This is a genomic window from Streptomyces sp. NPDC088350, from assembly GCF_044753545.1.
In the GTDB taxonomy this organism is placed as follows: Bacteria; Actinomycetota; Actinomycetes; order Streptomycetales; family Streptomycetaceae; genus Streptomyces.
Window position 1 is genome coordinate 277,778 of the sequence record NZ_JBIVNL010000006.1, and the last position, 20,253, is coordinate 298,030.

Annotated in this window: 19 protein-coding genes and 1 pseudogene; 11 read left to right on the plus strand and 9 right to left on the minus strand. The window is 73.6% G+C overall.

All coding sequences use genetic code 11. From position 1 onward, the window contains the following. Positions 1–63: 63 nt before the first annotated feature. On the minus strand, positions 64–1,377 hold the full coding sequence (locus ACIQBL_RS22680) for a sensor histidine kinase (RefSeq protein WP_401944458.1): 1,314 nt from the start codon (positions 1,375–1,377) through the stop codon (positions 64–66). 186 nt (positions 1,378–1,563) lie between these two features. On the opposite strand from ACIQBL_RS22680, the gene ACIQBL_RS22685 reads away from it, so the two are divergent. From ACIQBL_RS22685 to ACIQBL_RS22700, 4 genes are all read left to right on the plus strand, one after another. After that, positions 1,564–1,776 carry a hypothetical protein gene (locus ACIQBL_RS22685; protein ID WP_401944460.1) on the plus strand — a complete coding sequence of 71 codons (213 nt, stop codon included), beginning with the start codon at positions 1,564–1,566 and terminating at the stop codon, positions 1,774–1,776. Beyond that, complete coding sequence (locus ACIQBL_RS22690; protein WP_401944462.1) at positions 1,773–2,519, plus strand: ABC transporter ATP-binding protein; 747 nt, start codon at positions 1,773–1,775, stop codon at positions 2,517–2,519. The genes ACIQBL_RS22685 and ACIQBL_RS22690 overlap by 4 nt, the downstream gene beginning before the upstream one ends. 3 nt (positions 2,520–2,522) lie before the next feature. Further along, positions 2,523–5,048, plus strand: coding sequence for an FtsX-like permease family protein (locus ACIQBL_RS22695; RefSeq protein WP_401944464.1), 2,526 nt, complete (start codon positions 2,523–2,525; stop codon positions 5,046–5,048). Between the two features lie 193 nt (positions 5,049–5,241). Further along, positions 5,242–6,480, plus strand: coding sequence for a serine hydrolase domain-containing protein (locus ACIQBL_RS22700; RefSeq protein WP_401944465.1), 1,239 nt, complete (start codon positions 5,242–5,244; stop codon positions 6,478–6,480). A 21-nt stretch (positions 6,481–6,501) separates the two neighbouring features. Here ACIQBL_RS22700 and ACIQBL_RS22705 read toward each other — a convergent pair whose 3' ends face one another. Beyond that, positions 6,502–7,365 (minus strand): LysR family transcriptional regulator, encoded by an 864-nt coding sequence (locus ACIQBL_RS22705; protein ID WP_401944466.1) that lies wholly within the window; start codon positions 7,363–7,365, stop codon positions 6,502–6,504. Between the two features lie 95 nt (positions 7,366–7,460). Between ACIQBL_RS22705 and ACIQBL_RS22710 the strand changes: the two genes are divergently transcribed. Further along, a complete protein-coding gene (locus tag ACIQBL_RS22710; protein WP_401944467.1) occupies positions 7,461–8,198 on the plus strand; it encodes an SDR family oxidoreductase in 738 nt (245 codons plus the stop codon). Between the two features lie 60 nt (positions 8,199–8,258). Here ACIQBL_RS22710 and ACIQBL_RS22715 read toward each other — a convergent pair whose 3' ends face one another. Continuing rightward, on the minus strand, positions 8,259–8,954 hold the full coding sequence (locus ACIQBL_RS22715) for an alpha/beta fold hydrolase (RefSeq protein ID WP_401944469.1): 696 nt from the start codon (positions 8,952–8,954) through the stop codon (positions 8,259–8,261). 85 nt (positions 8,955–9,039) lie between these two features. Here ACIQBL_RS22715 and ACIQBL_RS22720 point away from each other — a divergent pair, with 85 nt between their 5' ends. The 6 genes from ACIQBL_RS22720 to ACIQBL_RS22745 all read left to right on the plus strand — a co-directional run bounded on the left by ACIQBL_RS22720 (position 9,040) and on the right by ACIQBL_RS22745 (position 14,745). Further along, positions 9,040–9,666 (plus strand): TetR/AcrR family transcriptional regulator, encoded by a 627-nt coding sequence (locus ACIQBL_RS22720; RefSeq protein ID WP_401944470.1) that lies wholly within the window; start codon positions 9,040–9,042, stop codon positions 9,664–9,666. A gap of 85 nt (positions 9,667–9,751) precedes the next feature. Further along, positions 9,752–11,050: an NAD(P)/FAD-dependent oxidoreductase gene (locus ACIQBL_RS22725; protein WP_401944471.1), complete on the plus strand. Its 1,299-nt coding sequence runs from the start codon at positions 9,752–9,754 to the stop codon at positions 11,048–11,050. After that, complete coding sequence (locus ACIQBL_RS22730) at positions 11,047–11,784, plus strand: DUF1365 domain-containing protein (protein WP_401944473.1); 738 nt, start codon at positions 11,047–11,049, stop codon at positions 11,782–11,784. Before ACIQBL_RS22725 ends, ACIQBL_RS22730 begins: the two co-directional genes overlap by 4 nt. Continuing rightward, positions 11,781–13,145, plus strand: a complete 1,365-nt coding sequence (locus ACIQBL_RS22735; protein ID WP_401944475.1) for a class I SAM-dependent methyltransferase — start codon at positions 11,781–11,783, stop codon at positions 13,143–13,145. Before ACIQBL_RS22730 ends, ACIQBL_RS22735 begins: the two co-directional genes overlap by 4 nt. Beyond that, positions 13,142–13,942, plus strand: a complete 801-nt coding sequence (locus ACIQBL_RS22740) for a DUF1295 domain-containing protein (RefSeq protein WP_401944477.1) — start codon at positions 13,142–13,144, stop codon at positions 13,940–13,942. The genes ACIQBL_RS22735 and ACIQBL_RS22740 overlap by 4 nt, the downstream gene beginning before the upstream one ends. A gap of 101 nt (positions 13,943–14,043) precedes the next feature. After that, positions 14,044–14,745, plus strand: a complete 702-nt coding sequence (locus tag ACIQBL_RS22745) for an alpha/beta fold hydrolase (protein ID WP_401944478.1) — start codon at positions 14,044–14,046, stop codon at positions 14,743–14,745. 33 nt (positions 14,746–14,778) lie between these two features. On the opposite strand, the pseudogene ACIQBL_RS22750 reads toward ACIQBL_RS22745, so the two are convergent. The 6 genes and pseudogenes from ACIQBL_RS22750 to ACIQBL_RS22775 form a co-directional block, all read right to left on the minus strand. Next, a pseudogene (locus ACIQBL_RS22750) lies at positions 14,779–15,630 on the minus strand (YihY/virulence factor BrkB family protein); the annotation flags it as partial. 83 nt (positions 15,631–15,713) lie between these two features. Continuing rightward, a complete protein-coding gene (locus ACIQBL_RS22755; protein WP_401944479.1) occupies positions 15,714–16,364 on the minus strand; it encodes a fasciclin domain-containing protein in 651 nt (216 codons plus the stop codon). 97 nt (positions 16,365–16,461) lie between these two features. Next, the gene (locus ACIQBL_RS22760; RefSeq protein ID WP_401944480.1) at positions 16,462–18,048 is read right to left on the minus strand and encodes a molybdopterin-dependent oxidoreductase; all 1,587 of its coding nucleotides are present in this window, start codon (positions 18,046–18,048) and stop codon (positions 16,462–16,464) included. A 138-nt stretch (positions 18,049–18,186) separates the two neighbouring features. Continuing rightward, positions 18,187–18,939, minus strand: a complete 753-nt coding sequence (locus ACIQBL_RS22765; RefSeq protein WP_401944481.1) for an anti-sigma factor domain-containing protein — start codon at positions 18,937–18,939, stop codon at positions 18,187–18,189. Next, a complete protein-coding gene (gene sigK, locus ACIQBL_RS22770; protein ID WP_401944483.1) occupies positions 18,936–19,520 on the minus strand; it encodes an ECF RNA polymerase sigma factor SigK in 585 nt (194 codons plus the stop codon). The genes ACIQBL_RS22765 and sigK overlap by 4 nt, the downstream gene beginning before the upstream one ends. Before the next feature lie 226 nt (positions 19,521–19,746). Further along, on the minus strand, positions 19,747–20,223 hold the full coding sequence (locus ACIQBL_RS22775; RefSeq protein WP_401944485.1) for a hypothetical protein: 477 nt from the start codon (positions 20,221–20,223) through the stop codon (positions 19,747–19,749). Between the last annotated feature and the right edge of the window lie 30 nt (positions 20,224–20,253).

The window sequence follows — 20,253 nt, forward strand, 5'->3', positions numbered from 1 at the left end:
CAGTCACGCTCCACAGCTCAAGTTCCGCATCTCGGACTCTCTTTGCTCGTCACGATCCCCGGCTCACGCACCACAGGGAAGATCCACCGTCAGGACGGTCGGGCCGCCGGGCGGGCTGGCCAGGGTGAGGCCGCCGTCGTGCGCCGCGATACGGCGGCGGATGCCGGTCAGGCCGGAGCCGCCCTCCGCGTCGGCGCCGCCCCGCCCGTCGTCCTCGACGCGCAGCACGAGCCGGCCGCCGCTGCCGCGTGCCGTGACCGTGGCGTGCCCGGCGCCGCTGTGCTTGGCGATGTTGGTCAGGGCCTCGGCGACGACGAAGTAGGCGGTGGCCTCGACGGAGGCGGCGCAGCGTTCGGGTACGTCCACGTCGACCCGGCACGGTACCGCGCAGTCCGCCGCGAGACCGGAGAGCGCGCCCGCGAGACCCCGGTCGGCCAGCACCGGCGGCAGGATGCCGCGCGCGACCGTGCGCAGTTCGGCCAGCGCCTGTTCGGCGGCGGACTGGGCGCGTTCGAGCAGCTCGTCGGCGCCGGCCGGGTCGCGGGCCACCATGCGGCGGGCCGCGCCGAGCAACACGGCTACGGAGACGAGGCGGTTCTGCGCGCCGTCGTGCAACGAGCGCTCGATACGCCGTAGTTCGGTGGCGTGGGCGTCGAGCGCGGCGGCGCGGGTGGCGGTCAACTCCGCGACGCGCAGGGAGAGATCGGCGTCGGGCCCGGCCGACAGGAGGCGCCGACCGGGTCCTGCCTGGAGCCGCGCCATACCGGGACCCAGTCCCAGGATGATGGCGATCCAGCTCATGCCCAGCAGCGCCACGGCGAGGGCGTCCGGCCAGGTGTGCGCGCTGCCGATGCCCAGGGACGTGGCGGTCGTGTTCGCGGGCAGGAACGTCCAGTACAGCGGGAACGCGGTGTCCCGTACGGCGGTGACCGGCAGCAGGATGCCGAGCAGCCCGAGCAGCAGCCCCAGGGTGGCGTGCCGGACCAGCCAGCGCAGTTCGCGCCGGGTGGTGGGGTCGACGAGGGCGGGCCGCAGCCGGGTGGGCGGAGGCTCCGGAGCGGCGACCTCGGGACCCCGGCGGGCGAGCCGGGCACGTTCCCGGCCGGCGAGGGCGTGCAGGGCGCGCAGCAGCACGGGTGCCGTCAGCAGCCCCACCCCGACCACGCTCGTCACGGCGGTGACGGCCAGCCACAACAGCAACAGCCCGGCGAGCACAGCGGTGTTGAGCCCCGAGGCGAGCTGGGCGATCGCCCGGCCGGCGGCGCTCAGGGTCCGCAGGGCGATGTCCTTGAGGCTCTCGCGCCGGACCGCCACGTCACCGGCCGCTACGTCACCGGCCGCCACGTCACCGCCCGCCTCACTCGCGCTCGCTGTCATGCGAACGACCCTATGCCGTAAGGCAGTTCCGCGCGGGCCGGGGGACAGGCCGGACCAGGGAAGTACAGCCTGCTGTACCCCGAACCCGGCGGACTGCGGGATCGGCCGCGAGGGGTGCCGATCCATAGCGTCGATGACGACAGCGGAAACGCCGACGAACCCACCGGACCACGGGAGAAGCCCCCCATGCCGAACACGACGACACCCACCGAACCCGACCGCCTCACCCGTGGCGAGATCGCCCGCACGCTGCTCTGGACCGTCGTGGTGGCCAGCGCGCTCACCAACATGGCGGCCTCCTTCGGCGGCGCCGACACCTGGGTGCACCTGGTGTGCGGCGCGGTCACCGTCCTGTGCGCCGGCACCCTCGTCGTACGCAACGTGCGAGGCCGTCGATGAACACCACCGCCACCGCCACGAACACCACAGCCGCCATCGCCCTGGACGGCGTCAGCAAGGCCTACCCGGGAGGCGTACGCGCCCTGGACGACGTGTCGTTGACCGTGGAACGCGGCACCTTCCTCGCCGTGATGGGACCCTCGGGCTCCGGCAAGAGCACGCTGATGCACTGTGCCGCGGGACTCGACTCCCCGACCTCGGGCAGTGTCCGCATCGACGGGCACGAGATCGCCGGGCTGAACGAGACCCGCCGTACCGAACTGCGCCGGGAACGCGTCGGGTTCGTGTTCCAGGCCTACAACCTCATCCCCTCCCTCTCCGTCGAGGACAACATCACCCTGCCGCTGCGGCTGGCGGGACGCACCCCCGACCGCGACTGGCTGCGCACGCTGGTGGCGCGGGTCGGACTGGCCGACCGGCTGGCCCACCGCCCGGCCGAGCTGTCCGGCGGCCAGCAGCAACGCGCCGCCGTCGTAAGGGCGTTGGTCGCCCGCCCGGCCGTCGTGTTCGCCGACGAACCGACCGGCGCGCTCGACCTGCGCAGCGCCCACGAGGTCCTCGACCTGCTGCGCGACCTCGTGAACGACCTCCACCAGACGGTCGTGATGGTCACCCACGACCCGGCCGCCGCCGCCCGCGCCCACCACGTGCTGGTGATGGCGGACGGCCGGGTGGTCGAGGCCCTCAAGGCGCCGACCGCCCCCGAACTGGCAAGCCGCATGGTCGCGTTGGGAGAGGTCTGAGTCATGTTCCGTCTCGCGATACAGATGGTCGGGCACCGCGTCACCGCGCTCATCGCCGTGGCCTGCGCGGTCCTCGGCGGTGCGGCGCTCATCACCGCCACCGGTGTCCTTGCCGAGTCCGGCCTCCGCTCCCACCTCCCCGCCGGCCGGCTCGCCGGCGCGTCCGTCGTCGTCGCGGCCGACCAGGAGTTCCGTCCGCCCGGCGACCTGCCGCTCGCGCTCCCGGAACGTCGCCGGATCCCGGCCCAACTGGTCGGTGAGATCGCCGAGTTGCCCGGGGTCACCGCGGCCGTCGGCGACATCGGCTTCCCGGCCGTCCTCGTCGACGCCCACGGTCGGGTCGTAGCCTCCGGGGACCCGCTGGTGTCCGGGCACGGCTGGTCCTCGACGAAACTGCTGGCCGACGCGCACATCACCGGCGGCGCGCCGACCGGTACCGGCGAGATCGCCGTGGACAGCGCCACCGCCGCCACGGCCGGGATCAAGGCGGGCGACAAGGTTCAGGTCGTCGTCAACTCCCGTCCCGTCACTGGCTATCGCGTCTCGGCCGTGGTCGACGCGCCGGGCGCGGGCGTCTACTTCGCGGACAGGACGGCCGCAGGACTGGCGGGTCACCCGGACCGCGTCGATCTCGTCGGCCTGCGCACCGCGCCCGGTGCCGAGCGGCGGGTCGCCGCCGAGGTGCGTACGAAGCTGAAGGGCACCGGACTGCTGACCGTCACCGGGGCCGAGCGGGGCGACACGGCCGCGCCCGGTGCCGGGGCGTCGCGGTCGCTGCTGGTGCTCCTGGCCGGTTCGCTGTCCGGGATCATCCTGCTGATCACCGGGTTCGTGATGGCGAGCGCGCTGGCCGTGGCGATCGGCGGGCAGCGCCGTGACCTGGCGCTGATGCGGGCCGTCGGCGCGACCCCGAAGCAGATCCGCCGGCTGGCCGCCGCGCAGTCCACCGTCGTCGCGGCCGTGGCCGTGGCACCGGGCGTGGGCCTCGGCTACCTACTGGCCGGGCGGTTCCGCGGACTGCTCGCCGACCGGGGGGTCGTCCCGGCCGAACTCCCGCTCACCTTCAGCCCGTTGCCCGCGCTCGCGGCGATCGTCCTCATGCTCCTCGCCGTCCAGGCGTCGGCCCGCTGCTCGGCCTGGCGCACCTCGCGGATGCCGGCCACCGAGGCGGTCGCCGAGTCGCGCAGCGAACCGCGCGACCCGTCGCGGGCCCGGACCCGTATCGGCGTGGCCGTCATCGTCGTGGCGACCGTCATGTCGGCCCTGCCGCTCTTCTCCCGCACGGTCATCGGCGCTACGGCCACATCCATCGCCGGCATCCTCGGGGCGATCGGTCTGGCCCTGGCGGGACCGGCGCTGGTGCGGGGCATCGGCGGTGCGGCGGCCCGGGCGACCCGGTCCGGCACCTCGGCCCCGACCTGGCTGGCGATGGCCAACCTCCGCGCCTACGCCCTGCGCAACGCGGGGATCGTCTCCACCCTGGCCATGGCGGTCGTGTTCGTGCTGACGTACACCTTCACCCAGACGACCGTGCTGGCCGCCACCGCGCAGGACACCAGCACCGGCACCCTCGCCCAACTGCGCCTGAGCGCAACGGAGTTGGGCGGACTGCCCACCGGCACGCTCACCGCCGTACGGGACACGAAGGGCGTACGGGCCGCCGCGCCCGTCGGCACGACCACCGTGGTGTGGCAGTTCCGGCAGTTCGGCGACCCCGCGGTCGAGTCGGACTCCGCGTCGATCCTCACTCCGGACGCGGCGGGCGTCCTCGACCTCGACGTGCGGGACGGCGGCCTGGACCGGCTCACCGGTGCGACCGTCGCCGTCAGCAGTGAGGTGGCCCGTACCCGCTCCGCGACGGTGGGCCGCACGGTGAGCCTGGTCCTCGGCGACGGCACGCACGTCGACGCCAGGGTGGTCGCCGTGTACGGCCGGGGCCTCGGCTTCGGTACGGTGGTGCTCTCCCACGACCTGGCCGCCGGACACACCACGAGGGCTCTCGACCAGTCCCTCCTGATCCGCACGGACGGCACGGCGAAGGCGGAGCAGAACCTCACCGCCCTCGCGGCCTCCCGCCCGGGTCTGAGCCTCGCGCCCGCCGACTCCCCTTCCAGCGGCGGCCTGAAGGACGCCCCGCCCGAGGTGTGGATCAACCTCGCCGTCATCGTCGTGCTGCTCGTCTATCTCCTGCTCAGCATCGCCAACAAGCTGGTCGCGTCCACCGCGCAGCGCAGGGTCGAACTGGGCGCCCTCCGCCTCAACGGCACCACCCCCCGGCAGATCCGCGCGATGATGCGCCGCGAGGCCGCGATGACGGCGGCCACCGCACTCACCACGGCCCTGCTGCTCTCCGCGATCCCGCTGGCCCTTCTCGGCCAGGGCTTCCTCGGCCGCCCCTGGCCGGCGGGCCCGGTCTGGCTCCTCCCCGCCCTCGCGATCACGGTCACCCTCACGGCCTTCCTCACCATCGAACTCCCCACCCGGCAGGCCCTGCGGACACCGCCCGCGGACGCGATTCGGGCGCAGTGAGCCGACGAACTCGCCGCAGCCCTCGCCCTCTCCGGACGGCCGCGGCGGCCCACGGAGTCCTCGGCCCGCAGCGCGGGCCGCCGTCGGTCCGATCGAGTGGACTCGCACGGACGCGTAGCGCGGGAGGAACCCCCGCCGGACTCCGGATGGTGGCGTGGCAGCCTCACCCCCGAACCGGAAGAAGCGCCCCGACATGCGACGCACTCCCTCCAAACGCCTGCTCGCGGCCGTGCTGCTGGCCGCGTCCGTACTGGCCCCGACGACCGCCTCCGCCACGGCCGCCCCCGCCGCGCACCCCGCCGGTGCCGACCGGCGCGACCACGACCACGACCACGACTACGACCACGACGCGTGCCCGGCGGACGGCCTCGGCCGCGGCCTGACCGCCCGCCTCGACAAGGCCGTCGCGGATGTCCGCGAGCAGGCCGGCATCCCCGGTGTCACCGTCGGCCTGTGGATGCCGGGCAAGGGCTGCTACGTCCGCGCGACCGGCGTCGCCGACAAGGCCACGGGCGAGCCCATGAGCACCGACCTCTACCTGCGGATCGGCAGCGAGACCAAGACCTTCACGGTCACCGCGCTGCTCGAACTCGTCGACGAGGGGCGGATCCGCCTCGACGACCCGGTCGCCCGCTACGTCCACGGCGTGCCGAACGGCCGCCGCATCACCCTGCGCCACCTCGCCGAGATGCGCAGCGGCCTGTTCCCGTACAGCTCCGACCCGGACTTCGCGCACGACCTGCTGAGCGACCCGAACCGCTTGTTCACCCCGCGCGAGCTCCTCGCGTACGGCTTCAAGCACCCCAACACCTCCGCTCCGGGCAAGGTGTTCGTGTACAACAACAGCAACCTGATCCTCCTCGGCCTGGTGATCGAGAAGGTCACCGGGCACCGCGCCGCCGACGTCATCGACCGGCGGGTGCTGCGCCCGGCCCGCCTCGACCACACGCTGTTCCCCGACGGCCCGAACGTCGGCGAGTTCCCCGAGCCGCATCCGCGCGGCTACACCAACCAGACGCTGAGCGGCGAGGTCGCCGACTCCACGGACTGGAAGCCGAGTTGGGCCTGGACGGCCGGCGCGATGATCTCGGACCTGCACGACCTGCACAGCTGGGCGAAGACCGTGGCCACCGGCACACTGCTCAGCCCGGAGACCCAGAGGCAGCGCCTCACGATGCTGCCGACCGGCCACCCCGGCACGAACTACGGCCTCGGCATCTTCGAGAGCGGCGGCTGGATCGGCCACAACGGCTCCATCCCGGGCTACGAGAGCGTGACCGTCTACCTCCCCTCCCAGAAGGCCACCCTGGTCGTACTGCTCAACACCGACATCACCTACGTCGGCCAGGAACCGTCCTCGCTGGTCGCGCGGGCGATCACCGAGATCGTCACCCCCGACAACGTCTACGACCGCGCGGTCCCCACGCGCTAGGAACCGACGTCCGGGACCGGGTCACAGCCGTGTCGCCGTGCGGACCAACCCGGCGAGGGCGGGGGAGCGGCTGTGGGCCGGCCAGGCGATGTGGGTGACGACGGGGGGCGCGTCGGTCAGGGGTACGGCGGTGTGGTCGGGCCACAGCCAGGACCGGGCGGAGTCGGGGAAGATCGCCAGGGTGCGGCCGAGGGCGATCAGCTGGGCCAGCTGTGCCTGGCCGTGGATCTCGGGGCCCGGGCCGGGCGGGTAGGTGCCGTGGTCGGGCCAGCGGGCGAGCGGGAGGTCGGGGAGGTCGCTGACGTCGGCCAGGGACAGGGCCGGGCGCCGGGCGAGGGGGTGGTCGGCGGGCAGGACGGCGATCTGGCCCTCGGTCGTCAGTTCCTCGCTGTCGAACCCGGCGAGGGAGTTGAACGGGGCGTGCATGAGCGCCACGTCGGCGCGGCCGTCGCGCAGCAGCTCCGGCTGCTCGCACATGCCGCACGGCAGCACCTCGATGTCGGCGGCGTCGGGCTCGGCGGCGTAGGCGTCGAGGAGCTTCTGCAGCAGTTCGTGGGAGGCGGCGGCCTTCACCGCGAGGACCAGGCGGCTGCGGGGGCCGCCTGCACCGCCGGTGCCGCCGGCGCGGCGCGTGCGGCGGGCGGCGGCACTGGTCGCGTCGAGGGCGGCGCGGCCCTCGTGCAGCAGCACTTCTCCGGCGCCGGTCAGCCGGACACCGCGCCGGTCGCGGTCCAACAGGCGGACGCCCAGGCGCCGTTCGAGCTGCTGGATCGCCCGGGACAGCGGCGGCTGGGCCATGCCGAGGCGTTCGGCGGCGCGGCCGAAGTGCAGTTCCTCGGCCACGGCGACGAAGTACCTCAACTCGCGGGTCTCCAAGGTGTCCACGGCTCCAGCGTAGTCCTCGGTGATACCCGCCGGGTATGACAGGGCACCGTATCGGTGTTGGCCGCGCCGCTCGTCCGCGGGCGACCATCGACGGCATGAGCGAAACGAAGACCGCGCTGGTCACCGGCGCGAACAAGGGAATCGGCTACGAGATCGCGGCCGGGCTGGGCGCCCTCGGGTACCGCGTCGGTGTGGGAGCCCGCGACCGGGTCCGGCGCGAGAGTGCCGTGGAGAAGCTGCGCGCCGCCGGGGTGGACGCGTTCGCGGTGCCGCTGGACGTGACCGGCGACCGGAGCGTCACCGACGCCGCGGCACTGGTCGAACGCGAGGCCGGGCGCCTGGACGTCCTGGTCAACAACGCCGGCATCTCGGGGGACATGGGCCCGGACTGGGTACAGGACCCGACCACGCTCGACCTCGGCCTGGTCCGCACGGTCGTGGAGACCAACGTCCTCGGTGTCATCCGGGTGACCAACGCGATGCTGCCCCTGCTGCGGCGCTCGGCATCGCCCCGCATCGTCAACATCTCCAGCGGCGTCGGCTCCCTGACCCGGCAGGCGGACCCGGACATCCGGATCGGCCCGGTCATGGCGGCCTACGCGCCGTCGAAGACGTTCCTCAACGCCGTCACCGTGCAGTACGCACGGCAGTTCGCCGGTACGGACATCCTGGTCAACGCCGCCTGCCCCGGCCTGGTCGCGACCGACTTCACCGGCTTCCAGGGCCCCCGCACCCCCGAACAGGGCGCGGCCACGGCGATCCGGCTCGCCACCCTGCTCGACGGCGGCCCGACCGGTTCCTTCTTCGAGGACGACGGCGTCGTCCCCTGGTGATCCCGTCCGCCGTGTCCCCACGGCCCCCGGATCTAGGGCCCGACCCGTCCGCCGCCGCCGTCACAGGCCCAGCAGCAGGTCCCGTACGGCGGCGGGCCGGGACAGGAACGGGTGGTGCCCGGCGTCGAGTTCGACGACACCGCCGGCCCGCCGGGCGAACTCGCGCTGCGACCGCGCCGGGGTGCCCCGGTCCTGAGCGCAGACGAGGTACGTCGAGGGCACCTCCTGCCAGGCGGCGGCCTTGACCGGCTCCCCGGTCACCCGCACGCTCTGCCGGGCGAGGTGGTCCGCCGCCCGCGCCTGGTCCCCGGGGTCGCAGTCCTGGAGGAACGTGTCCACGAGCAGCTCGGGGCGGACCCCGAACGTACCGGCGTCGGGGTCGATGTCGAGGAACGGGGCGGGGCCGCCGTCCCCGAACTCCGACAGGCTCTGCCCGACCTCGGGCAGATAGCTGGAGATCAGCAGCAGATGGCGCACCGCCCCGATGCCCGCGGCGGCTTCCGCGGTGACGATGCCGCCGTAGCTGTGGGCGACCACGACGGTCGGCTCGTCACTGTCCCGCAGCACCTGCCGCACGGCGGCGACGTCCTCGGCCAGCCCCGGCCCGCCCGCGCCGCCCGGGGTGCCCGCCTCGCCGCAGCTCGGCAGCGCCGGGGCCACGCTCGGCACCCCCCGCTCCCGCAGCAGCCCGGCGGTGCGCCGCCACCACCACGACCCGTCCCGTACGCACGCCCCATGCACGAACACGACCCTCATCGCTGCCTCCACGTCCGTCCCGTCCGGCTCGACCGCCCTGCCACCGACGTTAGACGTAGCAGTCGTTACGTGAAAAAGTGCGGCCATGGGCCGACGACCGCAGCCGCACATCAAGGAGCGGCTGCTCGACGCCTGCGCCGACCACGCCCTCGCGCACGGCCTCCCCGACCGGCTGGAACCGCTGGCCACCGCCACCGGCACCTCGGCCCGCATGCTGCTCTACCACTTCGGCACCCGCGACGCCCTGTTGCGGGCAGTCCTGGGGCGCGCGCGGCAACGTCAGCTCGACACCTTCGGCGACCTCCTGCGGACACGGCCCGACGAGCCGTACACGGTGACCCTGAACCGCGCCTGGATCTCCATCACCGGCCCGGACGGGCAGCCGTACCTGCGGATGTTCGGCCGGCTGCGCGAGAGCGCGGAGCAGCGGCTGTGGCCCGACTTCCGGCGCACCGCGACGACCGACTGGCTCGGGCCGCTGGAGGACGGCCTGCGCGGCATCGGCCGGCCGGAGCTCGCGACGCTCGTCCTCGCCGTCATCCGCGGTCTCCTCATGGACCTCGACGCGACCGGCGACACCGCCCGCACCGACCGGGCCTTCCGCGACTTCCTCGCCTCCCTCGACCCGGTCGAGCACCGGCCCGGCGGCTACGGCACGACCGGCACCGACACGGCGGCGGCGCACCGATCCGCCCTCCTCCCGCCCGCCTGATCCCCCGCCGGGCCAATCCGAGGCCCGACCTGTTCCGGATTACGCGCGGAGCCCCGATCACGAGGGGCGGGACAGGAGGGAAGCGATGGAGCGGACGCCGAGGGACGGCACGCACCGGCGGCGGACGGCCGTGGTGGGTTCCGGGGTGGCGGGGCTGACCGCCGCGTACGTCCTGGGCGGTGCCGGGCACGTCACCCTGTACGAGGCCGACGACCGGCTCGGCGGCCACGCGCACACCCACGAGCTGACGTCGCCGTACGACGGGCGGGTGCACCGCGTCGACTCCGGGTTCATCGTGCACAACCGGCGCACCTACCCGCGGCTGCTGCGGCTCTTCGACGAACTCGGCGTCGCCACGCAGGAGTCGGAGATGAGCATGTCGGTGCGGTGCGAGGGGTGCGGTCTCGAGTACGCCGGTGCCCGCGGCCCGGCCGGACTGTTCGCGCAGCGCCGCAACCTGCTGCGCGGCCCCTATCTGCGACTGCTGGCGGAGGTGCCCGTCTTCCACCGCGCGGCCCGGCGACTGCTGGCAGGCGGTGGTGAACAGGGCCTGACACTGGGGGAGTTCCTGGACCGGGAGGGCTACTCCGCCTATTTCCGCGGCCACTTCATGACCCCGATGGTGTCGGCCGTGTGGTCCTGCGACGCCGTCACCGCCCAACGCTACCCGGCCGCCTACCTGTTCAGGTTCCTGGAGCACCACGGGCTGCTGTCGGTGGGCTCCTCACCGGTGTGGCGCACGGTCACCGGCGGTTCGCGCGCGTACGTCGACCGGATCGCCAAGCAGCTCGGCGAGACCGGCGACATCCGCACCGGCACACCCGTGCGCGCCGTACGACGCCATGCCGACGGGGCCGACGTGACGGCCGGGGACGGCACCACGGAGTCGTACGACGCGGTCGTGATCGCGGTCCACCCCGACCAGGCGCTGCGCCTGCTCGCCGACCCGACCGAGCGGGAGAGGGAGGTGCTGGGCGCGTTCCGCTACTCCCGCAACACCACCCTGCTCCACACCGACACCAGCCTGCTGCCGCGCGCCCCCGGCGCCCGCGCCTCCTGGAACTACGCGATGCCCTCGTGCACGGCCGACTCCGGCCAGGTGCGGGTCAGTTACGACATGAACCGGCTCCAACGGCTCGACGCCGCCGAGACGTTCGTGGTCACCCTGGGCGGCGAGGAACGCGTCGACCCCGGCCGGGTGCTGGCCCGCATGGTCTACGAACACCCCGTCTACACCCCGGAGTCGGTGGCCGCGCAGCAGCGCCTGCCCGAACTGGCCGGTGACGTCTGCGTGTTCGCGGGCGCCTACCACGGCTGGGGGTTCCACGAGGACGGCTGCCGCTCCGGCGTCGAGGCCGCCGCCGCGCTGGGGGTGCGCTGGTGACCACCGAACCCGCCGCCGCCCTCTACGCCTGCGCGATCACCCACGTGCGCACCACCCCCCGCCGGTACGCCCTGCGCCACCGCACCTACATGTGGCTCATCGACCCCGACCACCCGCCCCGACTACCGCGCCGGCTGCGCCCGTTGGCCCGCTTCGACCCCCGCGATCACTTCACCGGCGACCTGCCCTCGATCCGGGCCGGCCTCGACGGCTTCCTCGCCGAGCACGGCGTCGACCTGGACGGCGGCCGGGTGGAGATGCTCACCCACGCCCGGGTCTTCGGGTACGTGTTCAACCCGCTCACCCTGTACTGGTGTCACGGCCCCGCCGGGGAACCGCGCTGCGTGGTCGCGGAGGTGCACAACACGTACGGCGGCCGGCACTGCTACCTGCTGCGCCCGGACGCGACCGGCGCCGCCCGCACCGACAAGGAGTTCTACGTCTCCCCGTTCTTCCCCGTCGACGGCGGCTACCGCATGCGGCTGCCGCGACCGGGACCCCGCCTGGACCTGACCGTCCACCTGGACCGCGAGGGCACCCGGGCCTTCACCGCGACGGTACGCGGCACCCGCCGCCCGGCGACCGCGGCGGCCCTGCTGCGGCTGGCCCTGCGCCACCCCTGGTCCACCCTCGCCGTGTCGACCGCGATCCGTGTCCACGGCATCCGCCTGTACCTGCGGGGCCTGCCGGTCCAGCCCCGCCCCGGACACCGCACCCCGGAGAAAGCGACATGAGGACAGCAGAGCCCGGCCGGGGCCCCGACGGGCACACCGCTCCCGGCGGGAACACGGCCCAGGATGCCCACCCCGCCCGCAGCCAGGGCACCTTCGGGCACGCGCCCTCCACCGACCCCGTCACCCCCACCCCCTGGCCCGACATCACCACCACCCCGCCCGCCTCCCGCCCCCGTACCGCCGTCACCGCGGCCCTCGTCCGCAAAGCCCTCGCCCGGCTCCCCCTGCGGGCGCGTTTCGCCGGTGCGCCGGACATCGGCAAGGGCGGCCCGCTGATCGAGGTGCACGACCCCGCCGCCTTCCACGCCCGGCTCGGCACCAGCGGGCTCGTCGGGTTCGGGGAGTCCTACATGGCCGGCGAGTGGGACGCCCCCGACCTGGTGGCCGCCCTCACCGTCCTCGCCGGGCACGTGGCCGAGCTGATCCCGGCCCCGCTGCAACGGCTGCGCCGCCTGTGGGCGCCGCGCCACCCGCACGCCGAGCGCAACACCCCCGACGGCTCGCGGGCCAACATCAGCCGCCACTACGACCTGTCCAACGACCTGTTCGCCCTCTTCCTCGACGACACCCTCACCTACTCCTCCGCCGTCTTCCGGGGCTTCCCCGCCGACTGGGACCGGCTCCCCGCGGCACAGCACCGCAAGATCGACCGGCTGCTCGACCTCGCCGACGTGGGCGAGGGCACCCGCCTCCTGGAGATCGGCACCGGCTGGGGCGAACTCGCCCTGCGGGCCGCCGCCCGAGGCGCCCGGGTCACCTCGCTCACCCTCTCCCGGGAACAGCGGGACCTGGCGAGGGAGAGGGTGCGCGCGGCGGGACTCGCGGACCGCGTCTCCGTCGAACTGCGCGACTACCGCGAGGCACGCGGCGAGTACGACGCCGTCGTCAGCGTGGAGATGATCGAGGCGGTCGGCGTGGAGTTCTGGCCGGTGTACTTCCGCGCGCTGGACGAACGGCTGGCGCCGGACGGCCGGGTCGCGCTCCAGGCGATCACCATGCCGCACGACCGGATGCTCGCGAGCCGCGACACCTTCACCTGGATCCACAAGTACGTCTTCCCCGGCGGACGCATCCCCTCGACGCGGGCGATCGAGGAGACCGCCCGCGACCACACCCGGCTGCGGCTCGCCCGCCGCGACTCCTACGGCACCCACTACGCCGAGACCCTGCGCCTGTGGCGCGAACGCTTCACCGCGCGCGCCGACGAGGTCACGGCACTCGGCTTCGACGAGGTCTTCCACAGGCTGTGGACCTTCTACCTCGCCTACTGCGAGGCCGGGTTCCGGGCCGGCTACCTCGACGTACAGCAGTACCTGTTCACCAAGGACACCCGGCAGCACGAAGAATCGGACCGGCCGTGAACGGCTTCCCCTGGAGCGCCTTCGCGCTCAACCTCGCCTGGGCCGCCGCCGCGGCCCTCGCGGTCATGCTCGTCACCTTCGCCGTCGCGGTACGCGCGGGCGTCCACCGGATCGTGGACATCGCCTGGGGCATCGGCTTCACGGCGGTGGCCGCCACGACCCTCGCCGTCTCCGCCGGCCACGGCGATGTCGTACGACGCCTGCTGGTGACCGTGCTGACGGCGGCCTGGGGGCTGCGGCTCGCGGTGCACATCGCGCGCCGGGGCCGGGGCCACGGCGAGGACCCGCGCTACGAGGCGATGCTGGCCAGGGCGCCGGGCAGCCGGAACGCGTACGCCTTCCGCATGGTCTACCTCCTCCAGGGCGCGCTCGTCTGGCTGGTGTCCCTGCCCGTGCAGGCCGCGCAGTACGTACCCGGTCCGCCGTCCGCCCTCGCCTGGGCCGGTACCGCGCTGTGGGCGGCCGGGATCGGCTTCGAGGCCGTCGGGGACGCCCAGTTGGCCCGCTTCCGGGCCGATCCCGCCCACCGGGGCACGATCATGGACCGGGGCCTGTGGTCATGGACCCGGCACCCCAACTACTTCGGCGACTTCTGCGTCTGGTGGGGCCTGTTCCTGCTCGCCTGCGACTCCCCGGCGGCGGCAGCGGTGTCCGTGGTGTCGCCGGTGGTGATGAGCCTGCTGCTGACCCGGGGCAGCGGAAAACGCCTGCTGGAACGGCACATGGCCGACCGCCCCGGATACGCCGAGTACGTGTCCCGTACGAGCGGCTTCTTCCCACGCCCGCCACGGGACTGAACCGGGGGGCCGACATGACGGGCACCCGGTCGCCGGGAGAGGATCGCCTCCATGACCCGCGCGAGGCGGGACGCGCGGGCCGGAACAGGGGGTGCACCGGAGTGCAGTGGGACAGGACCGAGTCACCCGGAAACGCGCTGCTCCTCCAGCACCGCCCGCCCCGCCCACGAGCGGCCGTACTGCTCCTGCACGGCGGCCAGGCGACCAGCCACCGCCCCACCCGGCCCTGGCAGCTCGCCGCGCTCCGGATGGGTTCCCTCACCCGGGCGGTGTCCGCCGCGCTGCCGCCCGAGGACGTCCTGATCGCCCGGGTCCGCTACCGCCTCCGCGGCTGGAACGACGACCGCGCCGACCCGGTACCGGACACCCTGCGCGCACTGGACCAACTCGCCGAACTGACCGGCCCCCTGCCCACCGTGCTGCTCGGCCACTCCATGGGCGCCCGAGCCGCCCTGCGCGCCGCCGGTCACCCGCAGGTCCACGGTGTGGTCGCCCTCGCCCCCTGGTGGCCACCGGGCGAACCGGTCGACCAGACCGCCAGCCGGCACATCGTCGCCCTGCACGGCGACCGCGACCACGTCACCTCGCCCACCGAGACCGCCGACTGCGTACGCCGGGCGCGGAGCACGGCGGCCCGCGCCGGGATGGCCGTCATCGGCGGCGGCGACCACGCGATGCTGCGCCGCCGCCACCTCTGGCACGACACCGCCGCGGCCCTGGTCGCCCATCTCCTGGACCCCGGCGGCATGCCGGACCCCCTGCCCGAGGAGTGCTACGGCACCGGGGACTTCCCCGTGCTCTGAGAGCCGACCCGTCGGCTTCCACGGCGGAGGCGATCACGCCGTGCTGCGCCGCCGACGCTTCCGGCACCGCACCCGGCCGCCCTCGCCGCCCGCGTCCTTGGACACCTCCGCCGCGAACTGCGCCCCCGTCAGCAGCGCCAGGTTCGACAGCCACAGCCAGACCAGGAAGACGACGATGCCGGAGAGCGAGCCGTAGAGCCTGCTGTAGGCGCCGAGGGTCGAGGCGTACGACGAGAAGCCCGCGGAGACGGCCGGCCAGAGCGTGGCGGCGAGCGCGCCGCCGGGCAGGGTGTGCCCGTGCCGGCGGGCGGCGGCCGGGCCGGTGTGGAAGACGACCACGACCAGGAGGGCGACCAGGCACAGCAGCACCGGCCGGCGCAGCAGGCTCCACGCCCAGGCCGCCGTGCTGCCCATGCCGAGGGTCCGGCCGACGACCTCCGCGAGCGGGCCGGTCAGCAGCAGGGTGAGCGAACCGACGAGGAGCAGACCGAGCAGGACCAGCGCGGTCAGCACGATGCGGTGCGCCTTGCGCCAGGTCGAGCGGTGGTCCTCGACGCGGTGCATACGGTGCAGGGCGCGGCGGAAGACGGCGAGACAGCTGGAGGCCGACCACAGCGCGCCGGCCGCCCCGGTCACGAGCAGCGGCCACGCCGTGCCGTCCGCGGCCAGGGCGTGGGACAGCACGGCGTGCAGTTCGGCACCGGACTCGGCCGGGGCGTAGGCGGTGACGTGGCTGATGAACTCCTCGGCCGTGTCCGGGCTGATCAGACCGAACCCCAGCACCGTCGCCGGCATGGCCGGGAGCACCGCCAGGATCGCGTAGTACGTCAGCGCCGCCGCGTAGTCCGTGATGTCGTCGTTCCACAACGACACCGGCGTGCGCCGTCACCGCGCGCAGGGCGGCCACGAGCAGGAAGGCGCCGAACCTCGGGGCGCCACCGAAGTGGCGCCCCGAATGTGATGGTCCGTCAGCTGGTGGGCATCAGGACGGTGTCGATGATGTAGACGTCGGCGTTGGCGGTCTTCACGTTGCCGCAGACGACCTTGGCGGAGTCGTTGACGGTGTAGGACTCGCCCGAGCCGGAGGTGGTGACCTTCGACTTCTCGAGCGTGGCGAAGGAGCCGTTCTCCAGGTCCTTCGGGGCCAGCTTCCGGCCTACGACGTGGTAGGTCAGGATCTTCGTCAGCTGGGCCTTGTCGTTGAGGACCTTGTCGAGGGTGGCCTTCGGGATCTTGGCGAAGGCGTCGTTGGCCGGCGCGAACACCGTGATGTTCTGGGCGTTGTTGAGGGTGTCGACGAGCCCGGCCTTCTTCACCGCCGCCACGAGGGTGGACAGCGCGGGGTTGTTGGACGCGGCGGTGGCCACCGGGTCCTGGGCCATGCCGTCGAAGGAACCGGCGCCGTCCTTCGGCACGGCCGCGCAGCCCGTACCGAAGGGCTGGTCCGCCGAGGCGGCACTGGCGGCGGCGCCCATGCCGTTGTCGGACGTCGACGCCTTGGCGGAGGAGTCCGCCGACTTGGCCGAGTCGCCGCCGCTGCTGCCGCAGGCGCTGAGGGCCAGCGGCAGCACGGCCGCGGCGGCGAGGGTGAGGGCGGTACGGCGGATACGGGTGTTCATGGTGGTTCTCCTGTTGATCGATTGGTGATCGACTGGTGATCGGTGCGGCGGCGGAAGCCGCGCTCATGGGGGGGAGTTGGGGAAAGGCGGCTCGGGGTCAGCCGACGGTGACGACCACGGAGTGCCATCCGCTCGCGCCGTCGGGGAGGGTGCGGGCGCGTTTGTCGGTCTGGAGCGCGCCGGTGCGGTCGGTGGCGCGCGCGGTGAGGGTGTGGCCGCCCTTGGTGGCCCGCCAGGGGAAGGACCACTGGCGCCAGGTGTCGCGGGTGTCCTCGGCCGCCAGCCGGGCCTCCTGCCAGGGCCCGTCGTCGACCCGCACCTCGACCTTGTCGACGCCCCGGTGCTGGGCCCACGCGACCCCGGCGACCATGACCGTGCCGGCCCCGGGCCGGGCGAACGGCTTGGGGGTGTCGATCCGGCACTGCGTCTTGACCGGCGCCCGGCGCGCCCAGCCGCGCTTGACCCAGTAGGGGTCGTAGGAGTCGAAGGTGGTGAGTTCGATGTCCTTGATCCACTTGCAGGCGGAGACGAAGCCGTACAGGCCGGGCACCACCATGCGGACCGGGAAGCCGTGCGCGAAGGGCAGCGGTTCGCCGTTCATGCCGACGGCGAGCAGCGCGTCGCGGCCGTCCATCACGTCCTCGACCGGACTGCCGATGGTCATCCCGTCCACGGAACGCGCCACCAGCTGGTCGGCGGGCCCGCCCTTCGACGGCGGCCTCACCCCGCACTCGGCCAGCAGGTCCGCCAGCCGTACGCCGATCCAGCGGGCGTTGCCCACATAGGGGCCGCCGACCTCGTTCGACACACAGGTGAGGGTGATGTCCCGCTCGGTCAACTCCCGCCGCAGCAGGTCGTCGTAGGAGAGGACGAGCGGCCGGGTGATGCCCTTGCCGTGGAGGCGCAGCCGCCAGGTCGTGGCGTCGACCTTCGGCACCACCAGGGCGGTGTCGACGCGGTAGAAGTCGCCGTTGGCTGTGACGAAGGGGCTCACGCCGGGGATGCGGAGGCCGGCGCCCCTGGGTACGGGCCGGGCGGGGGAGGCGGGTGCGGGCAGCACCACGTTCCGGCGGGAGGCGACCGCGTCCCGTCCGCCGGCACCGCTCAGCGAACGGCCGAGCAGACCGGCCCCCGCCGACGCCACGGCCGCGGCACCGGCCGCGATCACGAAGCCCCGCCGGTCCCATCCCGCGCCGGACGGCGGTGCCCCGGGCGCGGGGGCCGGGGGTACGAGTCGGCCCACGAGGACGTACAGGAGTACGGCTCCGGCGGCGGCGCCCGCCACGGAGGGCAGCGCGTCCGTGACACCGGTCGAGTCGGGCCTGCTCGTCGCCGCGATCGCGCCGACGACTCCGAACACCAGAACACCGGCCGCGCCGGTGCGCCGGAATCGCAGGGCGACAATTCCCAGCACCAGTGCGAAAAGCGCGAGGACCGCGAGAATTCCGAGCTGCAGAACCAGTTTGTCGTCGGAGCCGAAATGACGGATCGCCCAGTCCTTCACGGCGGCCGGCGTCCGGTCGATCGCCGCACCGCCGACCGCGACGACCGGCCCGGCCTGCGGACGGACCGCTCCCGCCACCGCCTCGGCGACCGTCAGCGCGACGCATCCCGCCAGCAGGCCGCTGAACGCGCCAAGCAGGATCAGCAGTGCTGTGGCGGGTTTCTGCTCTTTCTCGGTCACGTGGGGAATCCGGCCCCGAAAGCCCTGCGGATTGGTCGTTTCCACGATCGGATGAATTACGTTTTCCGACCAATCCGCGCCCGCTTCGGCTCCGGAAAAAGAAACGGAAGGCGCATCCGCGCATCCGCGGAAGGCCGCTCAGGCCGGGAAGGGCAGCAGGGCGAGCGGGGCGGAGGTGGGGTGTCGCGAGCCGCCGGTGGGTTCGACGGTGATGCCCATGCCCGACGCGCCGTCGACGCTGCCCCGGAGCAGGACGGCCTGGTCGCCGCGGTCGGGGTTCATCAGGCCGGCCGACCGCATGGTCCCGCCGTCGTCGAACCACAGCTGGTAGACCTTCCCGCCGGGCGGACGCTCCATCCCGGAGACGACGAACACGGCCCTGCCCCGGCCCCGGGAGACGACGACGGTGCCGGTGGCACCGCCGGTCAGAGCCGCGGCCCGGGTCCTGGCGTCCGGCGCGGCCAGCACGGCGGCGATCTCGTCCGTCGCCCGCGTGGCAGCGCGCGCCTCGGTACGGGCGTCCTCGGCCCGCTGGTGCTGCCAGACGGCCGTACCGCCCAGCGCGGTGGCCGCGGCGAGACAGGCGGCGAGCGCCCACCGGGACAACACCCGGGCCCGCGGACCGGCCAGGACGGGACGCGGCTGCGCCGCCCTGCCGGGTGTCTCCTGGCGGACGGTGGTGATCCGGCGCAGTACCTGTTCGCGCAGTTCCGGAGCGGGTGTCGCGGAGACGGCGAGTCCCAGGCGGGCGGCGGTCGCGGTCAGCTCGGCGGCCTCCTGCGCGCACGCCTCGCAGCCCGCCAGGTGACGCTCGAACGCCGCGCTCTCCTCGTCGGACAGCGCGTGCAGGGCGTAGGCGCCCGTCAGCCGGTGCAGGTCGATGGTCGTCACGCGGTCACCCCCAGGCAGTCGCGCAGCCGGATGAGTCCGTCGCGCAGTCGGGTCTTCACGGTCCCCAGCGGAAGCGCCAGCGCCTCCGCCACCTCGCGGTAGGTCAGGCCGCGGTAGTACGCGAGGGTGACGGACTGGCGCTGGAGCTCGGTCAGCGTGCGCAGACAACGCCGTACCTGTTCCCGCTCCAGCCGTGCCTCGACGTGCTCGGCCACCTCGTCGTACTCGGGAATCCGGTCCAGCAGCGCGGCCTTGTGGTCCCGGGCCGCCGCGGCGTCCACGGAACGCACCCGGTCCACGGCCCGCCGGTGGGCGAGCGTGAGGATCCAGTTGATGGCCGTACCCCGGTCGGACCGGTACCGCGGCGCCGTCCGCCACACCTCCACCAGCACCTCCTGGGTCACCTCCTCCGACTGCGCCTGGTCACGCAGCACGGCCCGCACGACCCCCAGCACCGGCCCCGCCACGGCGTCGTAGACACCGCCGAACGCGTCCTCGTCCCCGAGAGCCACCCGCCCCACCAACTCCTCCAGGGCGGGCCCCGCCGGTTCGTTCCTGCCGATACGCACTGCTTCTTTCACCGAGGGCCTCCACGGTCGGGACATGTCCGGACGTAATCCGTTCCCGCGGGGACCTTGGATTGGATGCGGCGAGGAGGAAATCGCGGTAGACGAGTGACGGCCCGTCCGGGGAGATTCCCCGGACGGGCCGTCGGCACGGCGGTGGACCACTTGCCGCCGGACAGCTTCGCGGTGACGGCGTGCCAGTGGGCGCCGTTGTCGGTGGTGTACCAGGCGCGCACGGACTTCACGCTGTCCGACAGCCGGCCGATCGTGCCGTCGTCCGTGCCGAGGCGCTGCATGCCCAGGTGGACGGTCGTGGTCGACCCGGCACCCGCCTCGTTCCTGGCGACGTGCTCATGGTCGCCGGGCTGTTGCCGGTGGCGCAGACGGCCGCGCTGACCGTGCGGTCGTATCCGCTGCCCGGGCCGGGACTGATCGAGACCTTGACCGCGCGGCCCTTCCGGGCGTCGAACGTGGTCGTCGTGGCCCCGGAGACCTTCACGCTGTGGCCGCCGACGACGCCGTCGTCGCCGTTGCCGCCGGTGAAGGACGTGGCGAGCTCGTAACTGCCGTTGGGCAGCGACGTCTTCTTGTTGCCCTCGATGAAGCGGAAGTCGTTCGTCCGCGTGTTGTGGACCGCCACCTGGGCGTAGACCGCTTTGCCGCTCCGGTCCAGCGTCCTGACGGTGAGTGAGCCCTTGGCCGCGGCCGACGTGAACACGTCACCGCAACGCACGGGGCACCGGCCCCC

Excerpts from the sequence above, each read along its gene's own strand:
- ACIQBL_RS22680 (WP_401944458.1), bottom strand. The coding sequence starts at position 1,377 with ATGACAGCGAGCGCGAGTGAGGCGGGCGGTGACGTGGCGGCCGGTGAC.
- ACIQBL_RS22685 (WP_401944460.1), top strand. The coding sequence starts at position 1,564 with ATGCCGAACACGACGACACCCACCGAACCCGACCGCCTCACCCGTGGC.
- ACIQBL_RS22690 (WP_401944462.1), top strand. The coding sequence starts at position 1,773 with ATGAACACCACCGCCACCGCCACGAACACCACAGCCGCCATCGCCCTG.
- ACIQBL_RS22695 (WP_401944464.1), top strand. The coding sequence starts at position 2,523 with ATGTTCCGTCTCGCGATACAGATGGTCGGGCACCGCGTCACCGCGCTC.
- ACIQBL_RS22700 (WP_401944465.1), top strand. The coding sequence starts at position 5,242 with ATGCGACGCACTCCCTCCAAACGCCTGCTCGCGGCCGTGCTGCTGGCC.
- ACIQBL_RS22710 (WP_401944467.1), top strand. The coding sequence starts at position 7,461 with ATGAGCGAAACGAAGACCGCGCTGGTCACCGGCGCGAACAAGGGAATC.
- ACIQBL_RS22715 (WP_401944469.1), bottom strand. The coding sequence starts at position 8,954 with ATGAGGGTCGTGTTCGTGCATGGGGCGTGCGTACGGGACGGGTCGTGG.
- ACIQBL_RS22720 (WP_401944470.1), top strand. The coding sequence starts at position 9,040 with ATGGGCCGACGACCGCAGCCGCACATCAAGGAGCGGCTGCTCGACGCC.
- ACIQBL_RS22725 (WP_401944471.1), top strand. The coding sequence starts at position 9,752 with ATGGAGCGGACGCCGAGGGACGGCACGCACCGGCGGCGGACGGCCGTG.
- ACIQBL_RS22735 (WP_401944475.1), top strand. The coding sequence starts at position 11,781 with ATGAGGACAGCAGAGCCCGGCCGGGGCCCCGACGGGCACACCGCTCCC.
- ACIQBL_RS22755 (WP_401944479.1), bottom strand. The coding sequence starts at position 16,364 with ATGAACACCCGTATCCGCCGTACCGCCCTCACCCTCGCCGCCGCGGCC.